The sequence below is a fragment of the Jeongeupia sp. HS-3 genome, from assembly GCF_015140455.1.
In the GTDB taxonomy this organism is placed as follows: domain Bacteria; phylum Pseudomonadota; class Gammaproteobacteria; order Burkholderiales; family Chitinibacteraceae; genus Jeongeupia.
Genome location: NZ_AP024094.1, coordinates 478,652 through 495,520, shown reverse-complemented (window position 1 = coordinate 495,520; position 16,869 = coordinate 478,652). Strand labels below are relative to the sequence as shown.

12 protein-coding genes are annotated in these 16,869 nt (G+C 64.7%); 11 read left to right on the top strand and 1 reads right to left on the bottom strand.

Features of this window, described 5'->3' with window-relative positions; all coding sequences use genetic code 11:
* Positions 1 to 411 precede the first annotated feature (411 nt).
* The 11 genes from kdpF to JLC71_RS02285 all read left to right on the top strand — a co-directional run bounded on the left by kdpF (position 412) and on the right by JLC71_RS02285 (position 16,027).
* Positions 412 to 501, top strand: a complete 90-nt coding sequence (kdpF, locus tag JLC71_RS02335) for a K(+)-transporting ATPase subunit F (protein WP_200917078.1) — start codon at positions 412 to 414, stop codon at positions 499 to 501.
* Position 502: 1 nt separating this feature from the next.
* On the top strand, positions 503 to 2,299 hold the full coding sequence (gene kdpA / locus JLC71_RS02330) for a potassium-transporting ATPase subunit KdpA (RefSeq protein WP_200917077.1): 1,797 nt from the start codon (positions 503 to 505) through the stop codon (positions 2,297 to 2,299).
* A gap of 126 nt (positions 2,300 to 2,425) precedes the next feature.
* Positions 2,426 to 4,555, top strand: a complete 2,130-nt coding sequence (gene kdpB, locus JLC71_RS02325) for a potassium-transporting ATPase subunit KdpB (RefSeq protein WP_200917076.1) — start codon at positions 2,426 to 2,428, stop codon at positions 4,553 to 4,555.
* A gap of 28 nt (positions 4,556 to 4,583) precedes the next feature.
* Positions 4,584 to 5,162, top strand: coding sequence for a potassium-transporting ATPase subunit KdpC (gene kdpC, locus JLC71_RS02320; protein WP_200917075.1), 579 nt, complete (start codon positions 4,584 to 4,586; stop codon positions 5,160 to 5,162).
* Positions 5,163 to 5,609: 447 nt separating this feature from the next.
* Positions 5,610 to 9,506: a trifunctional transcriptional regulator/proline dehydrogenase/L-glutamate gamma-semialdehyde dehydrogenase gene (gene putA, locus JLC71_RS02315; RefSeq protein ID WP_200917074.1), complete on the top strand. Its 3,897-nt coding sequence runs from the start codon at positions 5,610 to 5,612 to the stop codon at positions 9,504 to 9,506.
* A gap of 207 nt (positions 9,507 to 9,713) precedes the next feature.
* Positions 9,714 to 10,820, top strand: coding sequence for a branched-chain amino acid ABC transporter substrate-binding protein (locus JLC71_RS02310; RefSeq protein ID WP_200917073.1), 1,107 nt, complete (start codon positions 9,714 to 9,716; stop codon positions 10,818 to 10,820).
* Between the two features lie 195 nt (positions 10,821 to 11,015).
* Positions 11,016 to 11,930 carry an ABC transporter permease subunit gene (locus JLC71_RS02305; RefSeq protein WP_200917072.1) on the top strand — a complete coding sequence of 305 codons (915 nt, stop codon included), beginning with the start codon at positions 11,016 to 11,018 and terminating at the stop codon, positions 11,928 to 11,930.
* Positions 11,930 to 13,210, top strand: a complete 1,281-nt coding sequence (livM, locus tag JLC71_RS02300; RefSeq protein ID WP_200917071.1) for a high-affinity branched-chain amino acid ABC transporter permease LivM — start codon at positions 11,930 to 11,932, stop codon at positions 13,208 to 13,210. Before JLC71_RS02305 ends, livM begins: the two co-directional genes overlap by 1 nt.
* A complete protein-coding gene (locus JLC71_RS02295) occupies positions 13,207 to 14,025 on the top strand; it encodes an ABC transporter ATP-binding protein (protein ID WP_200917070.1) in 819 nt (272 codons plus the stop codon). Before livM ends, JLC71_RS02295 begins: the two co-directional genes overlap by 4 nt.
* A complete protein-coding gene (locus JLC71_RS02290; RefSeq protein ID WP_236250951.1) occupies positions 14,022 to 14,753 on the top strand; it encodes an ABC transporter ATP-binding protein in 732 nt (243 codons plus the stop codon). Before JLC71_RS02295 ends, JLC71_RS02290 begins: the two co-directional genes overlap by 4 nt.
* 338 nt (positions 14,754 to 15,091) lie before the next feature.
* Positions 15,092 to 16,027 carry a LysR substrate-binding domain-containing protein gene (locus JLC71_RS02285; protein WP_200917069.1) on the top strand — a complete coding sequence of 312 codons (936 nt, stop codon included), beginning with the start codon at positions 15,092 to 15,094 and terminating at the stop codon, positions 16,025 to 16,027.
* Between the two features lie 23 nt (positions 16,028 to 16,050).
* Here JLC71_RS02285 and JLC71_RS02280 read toward each other — a convergent pair whose 3' ends face one another.
* The gene (locus JLC71_RS02280; protein ID WP_200917068.1) at positions 16,051 to 16,833 is read right to left on the bottom strand and encodes a DUF6671 family protein; all 783 of its coding nucleotides are present in this window, start codon (positions 16,831 to 16,833) and stop codon (positions 16,051 to 16,053) included.
* Between the last annotated feature and the right edge of the window lie 36 nt (positions 16,834 to 16,869).

Genomic DNA, 16,869 nt, shown 5'->3' with positions numbered 1-16,869 from the left:
CGGATAGAAATTGGACTTTATGTCCACAATCATTGCGGTATGGATGCTCAAGTTTAAGCAAAACCCCTCAGATCGGCCAACAAGTTCAAGATGGAAAATCCACAAATGAAACAAACCCCAGATTGTTAGACACAACGTCAAATAAATCGCACCACCCTCTTCCGGCGCCCCTCCGCCGTTTTTATACGTTTTTTACACCACGCCCCCGCGTTTTACCGGGGCCTTTACGTTGTTCTCCCTAAAGTTCGCAGTGAACAGTTGCCCCGTGCGTATCGGCCATCGCCGCGCCAGACAGCTGAGCTTTTGCCAAGGGAGAACCCACATGGATTTCGTCTACCTCGCTCTCACCGGCCTGATCGCCGGCGTGATCTTTCTATTGATACAGGTGTGTCACATCGCACGGAGAGCGCCATGAACCTGATCCCGCTACTTGCAGGCGGCGCAGCGATCGCGCTGCTCGCCTACCTCGTCTACGCCCTCTTCAATCCGGAGCGTTTCTGACATGAACATCAATGCTTTTGCGCAGCTCGCGATCTACCTCGCGGTGCTGTTTATCCTTGCCTGGCCGCTATCGAGCTATCTCACGCGCATCGTGCGCGGCGAGCACGTCGGCTTGAGCCGGCTGCTCGCGCCGTTCGAGCGGCTTTGTTACCGCATCGCCGGGGTCAAGGCCGAGACGGAGACCGGCTGGAAATCGTATGCGATCGGGCTGGTGCTGTTCAATCTGGTCGGCCTGATCGCCGTTTATGCGCTGCAACGTCTGCAGGGCGTGCTGCCGTTCAATCCGCAAGGTTTCGGCGCGGTCAGCCCGGATTCGTCGTTCAACACCGCGATCTCCTTCGTTGCCAATACCAACTGGCAGGGTTACGGCGGCGAGGCGACGATGAGCTATCTGACCCAGATGCTCGCGCTGGCGGTGCAAAACTTCCTCTCGGCCGCGACCGGCATCGCCGTAGTGATCGCCTTGATTCGTGGCTTTGCGCGCAAGAGCGCCAATGTGATCGGCAACGTCTGGGCCGACCTGACCCGCGTGACGCTGTATCTGCTGGTGCCGCTGTCCTTGGTACTGGCGCTGCTGCTCGTTGGCCAGGGCGTGATCCAGAACTTCAGCCCGTATGCCGAAGCGCACACGGTGCAGGTCACCACCTTCCAGCAACCCAAGCTCGACGCGCAAGGCGTGGCGATCAAGGACGACAAGGGCAACGCCGTCATGGCCGATGTGACCACCGGCACGCAAGTGCTGCCGATGGGTCCGGTCGCCTCGCAAGAAGCGATCAAGATGCTCGGCACCAATGGTGGCGGTTTCTTCAACGCCAACTCGGCGCACCCGTATGAGAACCCGACGCCGTTCAGCAACTTCCTGCAGATGCTGGCGATCTTCCTGATCCCGACCGCGCTGTGCTTCGCCTTCGGCCGTATGGTCAGTGACAAGCGCCAGGGCGTAGCGGTGCTCGCGGCGATGACGCTGATCTTCGTTGTCGCCTACGGCGCCATCGTCTGGGCCGAACTCGCGGGCAACCCGGCGCTGCAACATGCCGGCGCGGTCAGCAGCATCAATATGGAAGGCAAGGAGACACGCTTCGGCATCGTCGCGTCCAGCCTGTTTGCGACGATCACCACCGCGGCATCGTGCGGTGCGGTCAATGCGATGCACGATTCGTTCACCCCGCTCGGTGGCATGGTGCCGATGGCGCTGATGCAGCTCGGTGAAGTGGTGTTCGGCGGCGTCGGCTCGGGCCTGTACGGCATGCTGGTGTACGCGATCCTCGCGGTGTTCATCGCCGGGCTGATGGTCGGGCGCACACCGGAATACCTTGGCAAGAAGATCGAATCGTTCGAGATGAAGATGACCGCGATCGCCATCCTCGCCACACCGATTCTCGTGCTCTCGGGCACGGCCATCGCGGTAATGGTGAGCGCGGGCAAGGCCGGCGTGCTGAATCCGCAAGCGCACGGCTTCTCGGAAATCCTCTACGCGTTTTCGAGCGCGGCCAACAACAACGGCTCCGCCTTTGCCGGGCTGTCGGCCAACACGCCGTTCTACAACGTGATGCTCGGTCTGGCGATGTGGTTCGGCCGCTTCGCGATCATCGTGCCGGTACTGGCGATGGCGGGTTCGCTCGCCACCAAGCAGCGCCTCGCGGTGACCGCCGGCACGCTGCCGACGCACGGCCCGCTGTTTGTGGTGCTGTTGGTCGGCGCGGTGCTACTGGTTGGCGCGCTCAATTACATCCCGGGCCTGGCATTGGGTCCGATTGTCGAACACCTGCAAATGAACGCGAACCAGATCCAACCGTGAGCTTTGTCGCCGGGCCTTGCCGTAGCTGTTTGTACTGCCTGCGGCCCGGCTTCGCACTCACGGCCGAATCTGGCCCGCTTGGCGCGGCTGGCAAAGCCGCGATCAAACCCCTAGGGGAATAGAGAAATGACCAAAAGATTTGAAACACCGATTCCGGATCAGGTCGAAGCCGGCTCGGACGAACACGTGAACGTCGGCGTGCGCAAGCTGCCGCTGTTCGATGCCAAGCTGCTCACGCCGGCGATCGTCGACGCATTCAAGAAGCTGGCGCCGCAGGTGCAATGGCGCAACCCGGTGATGTTCGTCGTTTACGTCGGCAGCATCCTCACCACCGTGCTGTTTGGCCAGGCCTTGTTCGGCACCGGTGAAGCGCCGGCTGGCTTTATCGGCGCCATCGCCGCTTGGCTGTGGTTTACCGTGCTGTTCGCCAACTTCGCCGAAGCACTGGCCGAGGGCCGCAGCAAGGCGCAAGCCGCGGCGCTGCGCAACACCAAGAAGAACGTTGTCGCCAAGAAGCTCAAGAGCGCCCAGCGCGGCGGTTATGAGCTGATCGACAGCCCCAGCCTGCGCAAAGGCGATTTCATCCTGATCGAAGCCGGCGACACGATCCCGGCCGACGGCGAAGTCGTCGATGGCGTCGCCTCGGTCGACGAATCGGCGATCACCGGCGAATCGGCCCCGGTGATCCGCGAATCGGGCGGCGACTTTTCGGCCGTCACCGGCGGCACCCGCGTGCTGTCGGACTGGATCGTCGTGCGCGTGTCGGTCAACCCGGGCGAGGCTTTCCTCGACCGGATGATCGCCATGGTCGAGGGTGCCAAGCGCCAGAAGACGCCGAACGAGATCGCGCTGACGATTTTGCTGGTCGCGCTGACCATCGTCTTCCTCGTCGTCACCGTCACCTTGCTGCCGTTCTCGCACTACAGCGTTTCGGTCGCCGGCGCCGGCACGCCGATCACCATCACCGCGCTGATCGCCCTGCTGGTTTGCCTGATCCCGACCACCATCGGCGCGCTGCTGTCGGCCATCGGCGTCGCCGGCATGAGCCGGATGATGCAGGCCAATGTGATCGCCACCTCGGGCCGTGCGGTTGAAGCCGCCGGCGACGTCGACGTGCTGCTGCTCGACAAGACCGGCACCATCACGCTCGGCAACCGTCAGGCCGCCAGCTTCATCGCCGCACCGGGCGTCACCGAGCAGCAACTGGCCGACGCCGCACAACTGGCGTCGCTGGCCGATGAAACACCGGAAGGCCGCTCTATCGTCGTGCTCGCCAAACAGCGCTTTGCGCTGCGCGGCCGCGAACTCGCCGCCCACAGCGCCCAGTTCGTGCCGTTTACCGCGCAGACACGGATGAGCGGTGTCGACTACGACGGCCGGCAGATCCGCAAGGGCGCGCTCGACGCGGTGCGCCGCCATGTGGCCGAGATCGGCGGCACCTTCCCCGATGCCGTGACCAAGGCCGCCGACGACGTCGCCCGCCGTGGCGCCACGCCGCTGGTCGTCACCGACGGCACCAAGGTGCTCGGCGTGGTCGAGCTGAAAGACATCGTCAAGGGTGGCATCAAGGAGCGCTTCGCCGAGCTGCGCAGCATGGGCATCAAGACGGTGATGATCACCGGCGACAACCCGTTGACCGCCGCCGCGATTGCCGCCGAAGCCGGTGTCGACGACTTCCTCGCCGAAGCCACGCCCGAAGACAAGCTCAAGCTGATCCGCGATCACCAGGCCGAAGGTCGTCTGGTGGCGATGACCGGCGACGGCACCAACGACGCACCGGCGCTGGCGCAGGCCGACGTGGCGGTGGCGATGAACACCGGCACGCAGGCCGCCAAAGAGGCCGGCAATATGGTCGACCTCGACAGCAACCCGACCAAGCTGATCGAGATCGTCGAGATCGGCAAGCAGATGCTGATGACCCGCGGCTCGCTGACCACCTTCTCGGTGGCCAACGATATCGCCAAGTACTTCGCCATCATCCCGGCCGCCTTCGCCACCACCTACCCGCAACTGGGCGCGCTCAACGTCATGGGCCTGCACAGCCCGGCGTCGGCGATCCTGTCGGCGGTGATCTTCAACGCGATCATCATCGTTTTCCTGATCCCGCTGGCGCTGAAGGGCGTGCCCTACCGCGCGCAATCGGCGGCCCAGCTGCTGCGCAACAACATGCTGGTTTACGGCCTCGGCGGCCTGATCGTCCCGTTCGTCGGCATCAAGCTGATCGATCTGCTGCTCGTCGCACTGAACCTGGCCTGATTGGCTGACTGGATACAAGGACACCATCATGAACACCCAACTTCGCCCCGCGATCACGATCTTCGTGCTGCTCACCGCGCTCACCGGCGTGATCTACCCGGCTCTGGTCACCGGCGCAGCGCAAGTCGCGTTTCCGCATCAGGCCAATGGCAGCGTCATCGTCAAAGATGGCAAGGCGATCGGCTCCGAACTGATCGGCCAGAACTTCACCGAGCCCAAGTATTTCTGGGGCCGCCCATCGGCCACCGGCCCGATGGCGTACAACGGCGGCGCATCGAGCGGCAGCAACCTCGGCCCGACCAACCCGGCGCTGGTCGATGCAGCGAAAGCCCGCGTCGCCACACTCAAGGCCGCCGATCCGGGCAACGCCGCGCCGGTACCGGTCGACCTGGTCACCGCCTCGGCCAGCGGCCTCGACCCGGACATCAGCCCGGAAGCCGCCGCCTACCAGATCGGCCGCGTCGCCAAGGCCCGCAACCTGTCGATTCCGCAAGTTGAAGCGCTGGTCGCTGCCAATACCGCTGGCCGCCAATGGGGCGTGTTCGGCGAAGCGCGCGTCAATGTCCTGAAGCTGAACCTCGCACTCGACGCGCTCGGCCAGAAGTAATCCACTTTCCGTGCGCTTTGATACGCCCGCCGTGTGCGGGCGTTTTTTTCGGCCTCATCGACCCTAAGCCGGGCCGGGCCGTGGATTTCCGCGCCAAACGTTGCGCGAATGCGAATCGACCGCATGTCGGCCTCACCAACCAACCGTTCATCTGCCCGGCAACGCTTCGTACCGTCCTTTGCCGCGGCCGGAACGCGCCGGAAAATGCACCTATTCGGTGCATTAACCCTTACAAGCCCGGCGCCACCCTCGACCCAAAAGATGTAGTGATGTAGTCAAATCAAGCCTTCCGCAGGTGCAACCCGAATGCACCGTTTTCTTCAATGCCTTGCATTGCATCACTTTTCTGCCTGGCGCAATGGTGCAACCCTTGGGGATTTTCCGTAGTTGTACCGCTTGCACTAGATCGTACTATGAGCTTCACATTCGACTTGTAAGCAACGGGCCATGGCTAATACCACGCTGGGGATCAAGGTAGACGACGCATTGCGGGCGCGGATTCGCGATGCCGCACAAACACTGGAGCGCACACCGCATTGGCTGATCAAGCAGGCGATCTACGCCTATCTGGAACGCGTCGAACAGGGCACGCGGCCGGCCGAGTTCACAGGTAACACCGCCGAAATCGACGAGGCGCAACCCGCCGCCGATGCCGCGCCAGTCCCCTTCCTCGAGTTCGCCCAGAGCATCGCGCCGCAGTCGGTGCTGCGCGCGGCGATCACCGCCGCGTGGCGCCGGCCCGAAACCGAATGCGTGCCGCTGCTGATCGAACAGGCGCGGTTACCGAACGCCCGGATGGGCGAACAGGTGCAGGCGCTGGCGCACAATCTCGTCGCCAAGCTGCGCAGCAAGCGCAAGCGCGGCGGCGTCGAGGGGCTGATCCACGAGTTCTCGCTGTCGAGCCAGGAAGGCGTGGCGCTGATGTGTCTGGCCGAAGCGCTGCTGCGCATTCCGGACAAGGCGACGCGCGACGCGCTGATCCGCGACAAGATCAGCAAGGGCGACTGGCATTCGCATCTGGGCAATTCGCCGTCGCTGTTCGTCAACGCCGCGACTTGGGGGCTGATGCTCACCGGCAAGCTCACCGCGACCAACAGCGAGGCAGGCCTTTCCAACGCGCTGACCCGGCTGATCGGCCAGGGCGGCGAACCGCTGATCCGCAAGGGCGTCGACATGGCGATGCGGCTGATGGGCGAACAGTTCGTCACCGGCGAAACGATTGCCGATGCGCTGGCCAACAGCCGCAAGTTCGAGGCCAAGGGCTTTCGCTATTCGTACGACATGCTCGGCGAGGCGGCGATCACCGAGGAAGACGCGCAGCGTTATTACGCCTCGTACGAACAATCGATCCACGCGATCGGCAAGGCCGCGCATGGTCGCGGCATTTACGAAGGCCCGGGCATCTCGATCAAGCTTTCGGCGCTGCACCCGCGCTACAGCCGCGCACAGCAGGAACGGGTGATGAGCGAGCTGCTGCCGCGCGTGAAGGCGCTGGCGCTGCTGGCGCGCCGTTACGACATCGGCCTGAACATCGACGCCGAAGAGGCCGACCGTCTGGAGCTGTCGCTCGATCTGCTCGAAGCGCTGTGCTTCGACGCCGATCTCGCCGGCTGGAACGGCATCGGTTTCGTCGTCCAGGCCTACCAGAAGCGCTGCCCCTATGTGATCGACTTCATCGTCGACCTGGCCCGCCGCAGCCGCCACCGCGTGATGGTGCGACTGGTCAAGGGCGCTTACTGGGACAGCGAGATCAAGCGCGCCCAGCTCGACGGCCTCGAGGGCTATCCGGTCTACACCCGCAAGATCTACACCGACGTCTCCTACCTGGCCTGCGCCAAGAAGCTGCTGGCCGCGCCCGATGCGATCTATCCGCAATTCGCCACCCACAACGCGCAGACGCTGGCGACGATCTACCACCTCGCCGGCGCCAACTACTATCCGGGCCAGTACGAGTTCCAGTGCCTGCACGGCATGGGCGAACCGCTGTACGAGGAAGTCACCGGTGCCGTCGCGGACGGCAAGCTCAGCCGGCCATGCCGGGTTTATGCGCCGGTCGGCACGCATGAAACGCTGCTGGCCTATCTGGTACGCCGGCTGCTGGAAAACGGCGCCAACACGTCCTTCGTCAACCAGATCGCCGACGAAAAAATCTCGATCGACAGCCTGATCACCGATCCGCTCGAAGCCGCCGGCGCGGTCAGCCCGGTCGGCGCGCCGCACGACAAGATCCCGCTGCCGCGCGCGCTGTTCGGCCTTGAGCGCGACAACTCGGCCGGGATCGATCTGGCCAACGAACAGCGGCTGGCTTCGCTGTCGGCGGCGCTGCTCGCCGGTAGTCAATGGGGCGCCGCGCCGCTGCTTGGCGACGACCGCATCAGCGCCGGCAAGCCGCAGTTCGTGCTCAACCCGGCCGATCGTCGCGATGTGATCGGCACCGTGGTCGAAGCCGACCTGGCCGACGTCGAGGCGGCGCTGCAGCACGCCGTGGCCGCCGCGCCGATCTGGGCCGCGACGCCGGTGTCCGAACGCGCGGCGATCCTGCGGCGCACCGCCGACCGGCTCGAGGCGCAGATGCCGTCGCTCTTGGGGCTGATCGTCCGCGAAGCCGGCAAGACGCTGGCCAACGCCGTCGCCGAAGTCCGCGAGGCGGTCGACTTCCTGCGCTACTACGCCGGCGAGATCGAGCGCGAATTCAACAACGACAGCCACCGCCCGCTCGGCCCGGTGCTGGCGATCAGCCCGTGGAACTTCCCGCTGGCGATCTTCATGGGCCAGGTCGCCGCGGCGCTGGCCGCCGGCAACCCGGTGATCGCCAAGCCGGCCGAACAGACGCCGCTGATCGCCTTCGAGGCCGTGAAGCTGCTGCTTGATGCCGGCGTGCCGCACGGCGCGGTGCAATTGCTGCCGGGCCGAGGCGAAACCGTCGGCGCGGCACTGGTTGCCGATGCGCGCATCCGCGGCGTGCTGTTCACCGGTTCGACCGAGGTCGCCCGGCTGATTTCACGGACACTGGCCGACCGGCTCGACCCGCAAGGCCGGACGATTCCGCTGATCGCCGAAACCGGCGGCCAGAACGCGCTGATCGTCGATTCGTCGGCGCTGCCGGAACAGGTGGTGTTCGACGTACTGAACTCGGCCTTCGATTCGGCCGGCCAGCGCTGCTCGGCGCTGCGCGTGCTCTGCCTACAGGAAGACGTCGCCGACAAGGTGCTGACGATGCTCAAGGGCGCGATGCGCGAGCTGACCATCGGCAATCCGGACCGGCTGGCGACCGACGTCGGCCCGGTGATCGACGTCGAGGCGCAGCAGAACATCGAGCGCCATATCGCCAGACTGCGCGGCGCCGGCTTCGAAATCAGCCAGTTGCCGCTACCCGACGACGCGCGCCACGGCAGCTTCGTGCCGCCGACGCTGATCGAAATTGACACACTGGGCTCGCTCGAACGCGAGGTGTTCGGCCCGGTGCTGCACGTGCTGCGCTACCAGCGCGATGCGTTTGATGCGCTGATCGACGCCATCAACGGCACCGGCTACGGCCTGACCTTCGGCGTGCATAGCCGCATCGACGAAACCATAGACCACGTCACCCGCCGCATCCACGCCGGCAACCTGTATGTAAACCGCAACGTCGTCGGCGCCGTGGTCGGCGTCCAGCCCTTCGGTGGCGAAGGCCTGTCGGGCACCGGGCCCAAGGCCGGCGGCCCGCTCTACCTGTCGAGACTGCTGTCGCGCCGCCCGCAAGGCGCCGGTGCACTCCCCATTGCCACCGAATCGGCGTTGGGCCCACTTGCGAATTACCGCAATGTACTCGCCGCGCAGGGTGCCGATAATGCCGCGGCCCGCTGCGAGCGCTATCTGGCGGTATCGCCGCTCGGTGCCGACGTGACGCTGCCCGGCCCGACCGGCGAGCTGAACCGCTACCGGCTGAGCCCGCGCGGGCCGCTGCTGTGTCTGGCATCGACGACGGCCGGCGCGCAGGCGCAGCTGGCAGCGGCGCTGGCGAGCGGCAACATCGCCCGCTTTGCTGACAGCCCCGCCGCAAATGCGGTGATCGATGCGCTGCCGGCGCCGTTGCAGGCGCACGTCGAACGCGTCGATTTCGCCGAGGTCGACGGCAGCACCCCGCTCGGCGCGGTGCTGTTCGAGGGCGACAGCGACGCGCTGCTCGAACTCGGCCGCCGGATCGCTCGCCGCGACGGCCCCATCGTCCCGGTGTTCGGGCTGGCCAGCGCCGAACTCGACGCCGGTGACGACTACGACCTGCTCCGGCTGTTTTCCGAGCAGTCGGTCAGCGTCAACACCGCCGCCGCCGGAGGGAATGCCAGCCTGATGACGATCGCCTAGCACGTCCCTCCGCTCGTCGGTTCCGGCCCGCGAACGCCGAGCCGGCATGAATGCTGGAAAGCACCTACATCAGACAAATCAGCGCCTGGTGTAGGTTTGATTGAAAGGTTTGTCCGTAAGCCATTTTTGAGTTTGTCTCGGCAGCCTGCAAAGGCTGGCGGCATTACCCCTGTAGCAACGACTACAGTCCATTTAGGAGAAGGCACGATGAAGTCGAACATGAAGCAACTGATTGCCATGACCGGTCTGGGCCTGGGTGCCCTGTTCACCGCACAGGCCCACGCCGATTACTCGGTGGCGATCGCAGGCCCGATGACCGGCGCGTACGCGTCGGCCGGCGAGCAGATCAAGCGCGGCGCGGAAATGGCCGTTACCGACATCAACGCCAAGGGCGGAGTGCTCGGCCAGAAGCTGAAGCTGGAGATCGGCGACGACGCCTGCGATCCGAAGCAGGCCGTTTCGGTCGCCAACGCCATGGTCAACAAGAAGATCGTCTTCATGCACGGCCACTGGTGTTCGAGCTCGACGATCCCGGCTTCGGACATCTACAACGAAGCGCAGATCCCGATGGCCACCGTCTCGACCAACCCGCAGGTCACCGAGCGCGGCCTGAAGAACATCTTCCGCATCATGGGCCGCGACGACCAGCAGGGCAGCATCGCTGGCGGCTACGTCGCCAAGCATTTCGCCGGCAAGAAGGTCGCCGTGATCGACGACAAGAGCGCCTACGGCAAGGGGCTGGCCGACGAAATGGCCAAGGGCATGAGCGCCAAGGGCCTGAAGCCGGCGCTGCGCGAATCGATCACCGCCGGTGAAAAGGATTACTCGGGCCTGGTTTCGAAGCTGAAGGCCGCCGGCGTGCAAGTGCTCGCCTTCGGCGGTTATCACACCGAAATCGCGCTGATCCTGCGCCAGGCCAAGCAGGCCGGCATGAAGCTGACCGTGATGGGCGGCGACACGATGAGTAACAACGAGCTGGTGACCGCCGCCGGCGGCAACGCCGACAGCGTGATGTTCACGTTCGCGCCGGACGCGCGCAACATCCCGGCCGCCGCCGACGTCGTCAAGCACTTCCGCAACGCCAAGGTCGAGCCGGACGGCTACACGCTCTACGCCTACGCCGCAATGCAGCTGTTCGCGCAAGCGGCCACCCAGGCCAAGAGCGTGAAGTACGGCGACCTGCAAAAAGCGCTGGCCGGCGGCACGTTCAACACCGTGGTCGGCAAGATGTCGTTCGATGCCAAGGGCGACCTGAAGGCGCCGGGCTTCGTCGTCTACCAGTGGAAGGGCAACAAGTACGAAATGGTGAAGTAAGTCGTTTCGGTCTGACCGTCCGCGCCGGCCATCCGGCGCGGCACCCGGGCCGGCCGGCACCGCCCCAAGGCCACCGGCCCGCACGCACCACAGGTGCCTAACCGGGCATCCGCCCGCGTTCTATAGAAGAAGGTATCCCCCGGCCATGAAGACCGGAACGCCTCGATCGCACCTCATACTCTGGAGCAAGTATTCATGGGACTCTTCATCCAACAGCTGATCAACGGCCTGACGCTGGGCTCCGTATACGGCCTGATCGCGCTGGGTTACACGATGGTGTACGGCATCATCGGCATGATCAACTTCGCGCACGGCGACATCTACATGGTCAGCGCGATCATCGCCGTCACCGTGCTGACGCTGCTCGGCTCGCTCGGCATCATGGCCGTGCCGGTCGCGCTGCTGATCACCCTGGTCGTCGCGATCGTGTTCACCTCGGTCTATGGCTGGTCGGTCGAACGGATCGCCTACCGGCCGCTGCGCAACGCCTCGAGGCTGGCGCCGCTGATATCGGCGATCGGGATGTCGATCTTTTTGCAGAACATGGTGCAGCTCACCCAGGGCGCGCGCGTGAAGCCGATCCATGCGCTGCTGCCCGGTGGCTTCGAGCTGTTCAGCAGCGACGGCTTCACCGTCCACCTCGCCTACACGCAAATCATGATCATCATCGTGACCGCGGTGCTGCTGGCCGTGTTCACCTACCTGATCACCAAAACCTCGTTCGGCCGCCAGCAGCGCGCCTGCGAGCAAGACCGCACGATGACCGCCTTGCTCGGCATCAACGTCGACCGGACGATCTCGCTCACCTTCGTCATCGGTGCCGCACTTGCGGCCGTCGCCGGCGTGATGGTCACCGTCTATTACGGCGTCGTCGATTTCTCGATCGGCTTCGTCGCCGGCATCAAGGCGTTCACCGCAGCGGTGCTCGGCGGCATCGGCTCGCTGCCCGGCGCGATGCTCGGCGGCCTGATCATCGGCTTGATCGAGTCGTTCTGGAGCGCCTACCTGTCGCCCGAATACAAGGATGTCGCCACCTTCGTGCTGCTGATCCTGGTGCTGATGTTCCGCCCCAGCGGCTTGCTGGGTCGCCCGGAAGTGGAGAAAGTCTGATGAGCACAACTGTTCACAACCTGCCGAACGTGGCCGGCCGGCTCAAGGACGCAACCGGCATCGCGCTGGTGTCGCTGTTGCTCGGCGTGCCGATGATCGGCCTGAAAACCGTCGATGCCGGCGGCGCACTTGCGATCGCCACGCGCTGGCCGTGGCTGCTGGCCTTCGTCGCCACGATGTTCGTCGGCCGCCTCGTGCTGCAGTTCGTGCTCGACCACGTCTCGCTGAACAAGGCCAAGCGTGCACGTACCCGACCGGAAATCGCCGCGACGCGGCCGTGGCTCAAATGGATAGGCTACGCCGTCGTCGGCTTTTCACTGGTGCTGCCGATCGCGTTCTCCGGCAACCGCTACGTCGTCGATACCGCCACCACCGTGCTGATCTACGTGATGCTCGGCTGGGGCCTAAATGTCGTCGTCGGTCTGGCCGGCCTGCTCGACCTCGGCTACGTCGCGTTCTACGCCGTCGGCGCCTACGCCTACGGGCTGCTGTCGACGCACTTCGGCTGGGGCTTCTGGCAGACGCTGCCGGTGGCCGGGCTGCTGGCGGCGTCGTTCGGCATCATCCTCGGCTGGCCGACGCTGCGGCTGCGCGGCGACTATCTGGCGATCGTCACGCTCGGCTTCGGCGAAATCATCCGGCTGATCCTGGTCAACTGGACCGACTTCTCCGGCGGCCCGAACGGCATCGGCTCGATCCCGCGCCCGACCTTCTTCGGCCTGCCGTTCAAGCCCGATGGCGACGGCGCGACGTTCGCGTCGTTCTTCGGTCTCGAGTACTCGCCGGAACACCGGGTGATGTTCCTGTACTACCTGATCCTGGCGCTGGCGCTGCTGACCAACCTGTTCGTTTCCCGCCTGCGCAAGCTGCCGGTCGGGCTGGCCTGGGAAGCGGTGCGCGAGGACGAAGTCGCCTGCAAGGCGCTCGGGATGAACGTCACCAACATCAAGCTTTCGGCGTTCGCGATCGGCGCGATGCTCGGCGGTTTCGCCGGCGTGTTCTTCGCCGCGCGGCAGGGCTTCATTTCGCCGGAAAGCTTCGTGTTCTCCGAATCGGCGACCATCCTCGCGATCGTCGTGCTCGGCGGCATGGGCAGCCAGCTTGGCGTGGTAATCGCCTCGGTGCTGCTGGTGCTGCTGCCGGAGCTGGGCCGGGATTTCTCCGAATACCGGATGCTGATGTTCGGCGCGGCGATGATCCTCATCATGGTGTGGCGACCGGGCGGCCTGATCGCCCATCGCGAACCGACCTACCGTCTGGCGAAAGGAGCGCAAGCATGAGCGAGATGCTGCTTGAGGTCGACCACCTCACCATGCGCTTCGGCGGGCTGACCGCAATCGACGATCTGTCGGTCGTGGTGCCCAAGGGCAAGATCACGTCGATCATCGGCCCGAACGGCGCCGGCAAGACGACGTTCTTCAACTGCCTGACCGGCTTTTACAAGCCGACCGAGGGCAGCGTGCGCATGCATCACCCGGTACACGGCCCGCTGCTGCTGAACGAGATGCCGTCGTACCACGTCGCCCGCAAGGCCGGCGTCGTGCGCACCTTCCAGAATATCCGGCTGTTTCCGAACATGTCGGTGCTCGAGAACCTGATCGTCGCGCAGCACAACGCGCTGCAATCGGCGTCGCGCTTCTCGATCGCCGGCCTGTTCGGCCGCGCCGGCTTCAGGCAGGCGCGCGAGGCCGCGCTGGAAAAGGCCGAGATGTGGCTGACGCAGCTCAAGCTGCTCGATCTGGCCGATAGCGCCGCCGGCGACCTGTCGTACGGCACGCAACGGCGGATCGAAATCGCCCGCGCGCTGTGCGTCGACCCGCTGCTGCTGTGCCTCGACGAACCGGCCGCCGGCCTCAATCCGCGCGAATCGACCGAGCTGAACGAGCTGCTGCTGTACTTGAGCCGCGAGCACGGCAAGGGCGTGCTCCTGATCGAACACGACATGAACGTCGTGATGCGCGTTTCCGACCATATCTGCGTGCTCAATTTCGGCACCAAGATCGCCGAAGGCACGCCGCAACAGATCCAGAACGACCCGAACGTCATCAAGGCGTACCTGGGCGAAGAAGACGCCGACGACAAGGAGGCCGCATGAGCACCATGCTTGAATACTCGGGCGTGCACGCGTACTACGGCGCGATCCACGCGCTGCGCGGCGTCGATCTCGTCGTCAACAAGGGCGAGATCGTCACGCTGATCGGCGCCAACGGCGCCGGCAAATCGACGCTGATGATGACGCTGTTCGGCAAGCCGGCGGCGGCTACCGGTCAGATCCAGTTCCAGGGCGAAGACATCACCCGGATGCAGACGCACAAGATTTCGCACAAGGGTATCGCGCTGGTGCCGGAAGGCCGGCGCATCTTCCAGCGCATGACCGTGCTCGAAAACCTGCAGATGGGCGCGACCTTCGCCGACAAGGCGAATTTCGACGCCGACCTCACGCGCATGTTCGAGATGTTCCCGATCCTGGAAAAGCGCCAGCAGCAACGCGCCGGCACGCTGTCGGGCGGCGAGCAGCAGATGCTGGCGATCGCCCGTGCGCTGATGGGCCGACCCAAGCTCTTGCTGCTCGACGAACCGTCGCTGGGGCTCGCGCCGCTGTACATCAAGCAGGTGTTCAAGATCATCAAGGAGCTGAACACGCGCGACGGAATGACGATCCTGCTGGTCGAGCAGAACGCCCACCACGCGCTCAAGGTCGCGCACCGCGCCTACGTGCTGCAGCACGGCGAGATCGTACTCACCGGCACCGGCGAGGAATTGCTCGCTAGCCCCGAAGTGCGCGCCGCCTACCTCGAAGGCAGCGCCGAAGCGCACGGCTGATCGTCGCATCAAACGCCCGGCTGGTCCGGGCGTTTCCCCCTCCCCCGTCCGACACGATGACGAGCTTGGACTTTCAACAAGCGTCTTTCTTCATCGCTCACTGACACTTCAACCAACAATAATTTCTCCAATATTGCATACGCAATAATTATTGCTCTACCCTTGCTGCCGCGTACAGGGCGCAGCCAAGACCGTCAGCCCAGCCGCTTGTCCGGTGCCCGAACACAGGCAGCAATGCGCGCTCGGGACGTTTTGTCCTGCATCCCCGCCTTACCCAGCCACCCGGTACGCGGACTGGTCGCTCCGGCAGCGATCACCAAACAGAAGGACTACGTCGAATGCCCCGGCCACTCCCCCCACTGGATTTGCTGATCGGTTTCGAGGCGGCAGCACGGCAGCTGAGTTTTTCGAAAGCGGGCGAAGAGATTTGCGTGACGCAATCCGCCGTCAGCCGGCAGATCAGGAAGCTCGAGGAGCATATCGGGCTGGCGCTGTTCGAACGGCGGCATCAATCGCTGGCGTTGACCGAGCAAGGGCGCGTGCTGTTCGACGTGGTGAGCGCATCGCTAGCGCAGCTGTCGGATACGGTCGAAAGCCTGCAAAAAAAGCCTGTGAAGCACGGAATCACGATTTCCACTACCACCGCTTTCGCCGCCCTATGGCTCGTTCCCAGGCTGGCGCGCTTCCGGGCGAGATGCCCGGATGCGGCACTGCATATCGAGGCAGAAAACCGGGTCATCGAGCTGAAAAACGCCGACGTGGATCTCGTCATCCGTTACTGCACCCCCGATCAGGCGCCACCCGGCAGCAGCATTTTGCTGGCGGGAGAAGAGGTGTTCCCGGTTTGCAGCCCGGCGCTGCTGCGACGCAACGGCCGAAAACTGGGCTGCGTCGAAGACCTGAAACACCATACGCTGCTGCATCTGGCCGATCCGCAGAATTCCTGGCCCTGGCTGCAATGGTCGAGCTGGTTCAAGGGCGTCGGTACCGATCTTCCGGTTGGCGACGTCGGATTCCGCTTCAGCCAGCTTGATCAGATGATTCAAGCGGTGGCGCGGGGGCACGGCGTGGCGCTGGGCAGCTCGCCGCTGGTGGACAATCTGCTGGCCGAAGGCGTGCTCGTCGCGCCACTGACCGAACGACTGGTAAGCCCGCGTTCGTTCTTCCTGTGCCTGGGCCCGCGCCGCGACGCATCGGTCATCTCATTCGTGGCATGGCTACAGGCCACGATGTCCAGCCCGACGCCACCGGCCATCGAGGCGGGCCACGACTGATACGCAGCCCTCGCCGGCCCGGGTTACGCAACCTGCATCAGCGGCGTTCCGTACCCTTCCAGGCGCAAGCGTTCGATGAGCCGCATACCGACAAGTGCCACCGAGCTCATCCGGGTCGGATTCATGTGGGCCCGCAGGTCCGTTTCCAGATGCACCTGGCCATCCTGTGAATGCGCCGCGCACACACCGAACGCGTGAGCAAGCGCCTGCTCGTCGCCGACCCCCTTGAAAACCCATTCGGGCTGCACGCCGTTGCCCGGATCATCGGGAACGACCAGCGCCTTGATCGCCGGCCAGCCCATCTCTGCAAGCAGCGCGCGCGCTTCGGGCGAGCCGGGGTCTGCCGGCACCCGCCGCTTGACGAAGCTCGTGGGCAGGTCCGTCAGATACTCGACGAACTCCAGACCACTCTCCCGGTCCACGAAGGCGAGCAGCTCGGCATTCCGTGCGCCGGGAAAAAGCGTCTGGCACGGACGGTAGGAACCCTCGCTCGCCACGGCACGGGCAATGCCGGTCGCATCGCAGGCACGGCGTGCTTTTTCCAGCGCGGCTTCGAAGGCCGTACCGGGCCGACGGACGTCGCCGGAAAATGTCCCCAGCGTATCGGTATCGTAGCCAAGCGGGAGCATGACCTGAAAACCGAGCGTGGCCAGCGATGGCGCCAACACCGCCTCTTTCCCGTGCATGCTGGCAATCAGGATGGCAGGGGCACCCTCGGCCCCCGCCAGTGCCTGCAAGCGCACGTCGGAGGTGCCGGTTTTTGGGGGCGTTAGAGTCTGTGTGTTCATGCGTTCTGGTGCATCCATGTTTCCCTCCTGGCGGCCACGGCAGGCGCCGAGGTG

Excerpts from the sequence above, each read along its gene's own strand:
- kdpB (WP_200917076.1), top strand. The coding sequence starts at position 2,426 with ATGACCAAAAGATTTGAAACACCGATTCCGGATCAGGTCGAAGCCGGC.
- kdpA (WP_200917077.1), top strand. The coding sequence starts at position 503 with ATGAACATCAATGCTTTTGCGCAGCTCGCGATCTACCTCGCGGTGCTG.
- JLC71_RS02285 (WP_200917069.1), top strand. The coding sequence starts at position 15,092 with ATGCCCCGGCCACTCCCCCCACTGGATTTGCTGATCGGTTTCGAGGCG.
- JLC71_RS02295 (WP_200917070.1), top strand. The coding sequence starts at position 13,207 with ATGAGCGAGATGCTGCTTGAGGTCGACCACCTCACCATGCGCTTCGGC.
- JLC71_RS02290 (WP_236250951.1), top strand. The coding sequence starts at position 14,022 with ATGAGCACCATGCTTGAATACTCGGGCGTGCACGCGTACTACGGCGCG.
- JLC71_RS02305 (WP_200917072.1), top strand. The coding sequence starts at position 11,016 with ATGGGACTCTTCATCCAACAGCTGATCAACGGCCTGACGCTGGGCTCC.
- kdpF (WP_200917078.1), top strand. The coding sequence starts at position 412 with ATGAACCTGATCCCGCTACTTGCAGGCGGCGCAGCGATCGCGCTGCTC.
- JLC71_RS02280 (WP_200917068.1), bottom strand. The coding sequence starts at position 16,833 with ATGGATGCACCAGAACGCATGAACACACAGACTCTAACGCCCCCAAAA.
- livM (WP_200917071.1), top strand. The coding sequence starts at position 11,930 with ATGAGCACAACTGTTCACAACCTGCCGAACGTGGCCGGCCGGCTCAAG.
- putA (WP_200917074.1), top strand. The coding sequence starts at position 5,610 with ATGGCTAATACCACGCTGGGGATCAAGGTAGACGACGCATTGCGGGCG.
- JLC71_RS02310 (WP_200917073.1), top strand. The coding sequence starts at position 9,714 with ATGAAGTCGAACATGAAGCAACTGATTGCCATGACCGGTCTGGGCCTG.
- kdpC (WP_200917075.1), top strand. The coding sequence starts at position 4,584 with ATGAACACCCAACTTCGCCCCGCGATCACGATCTTCGTGCTGCTCACC.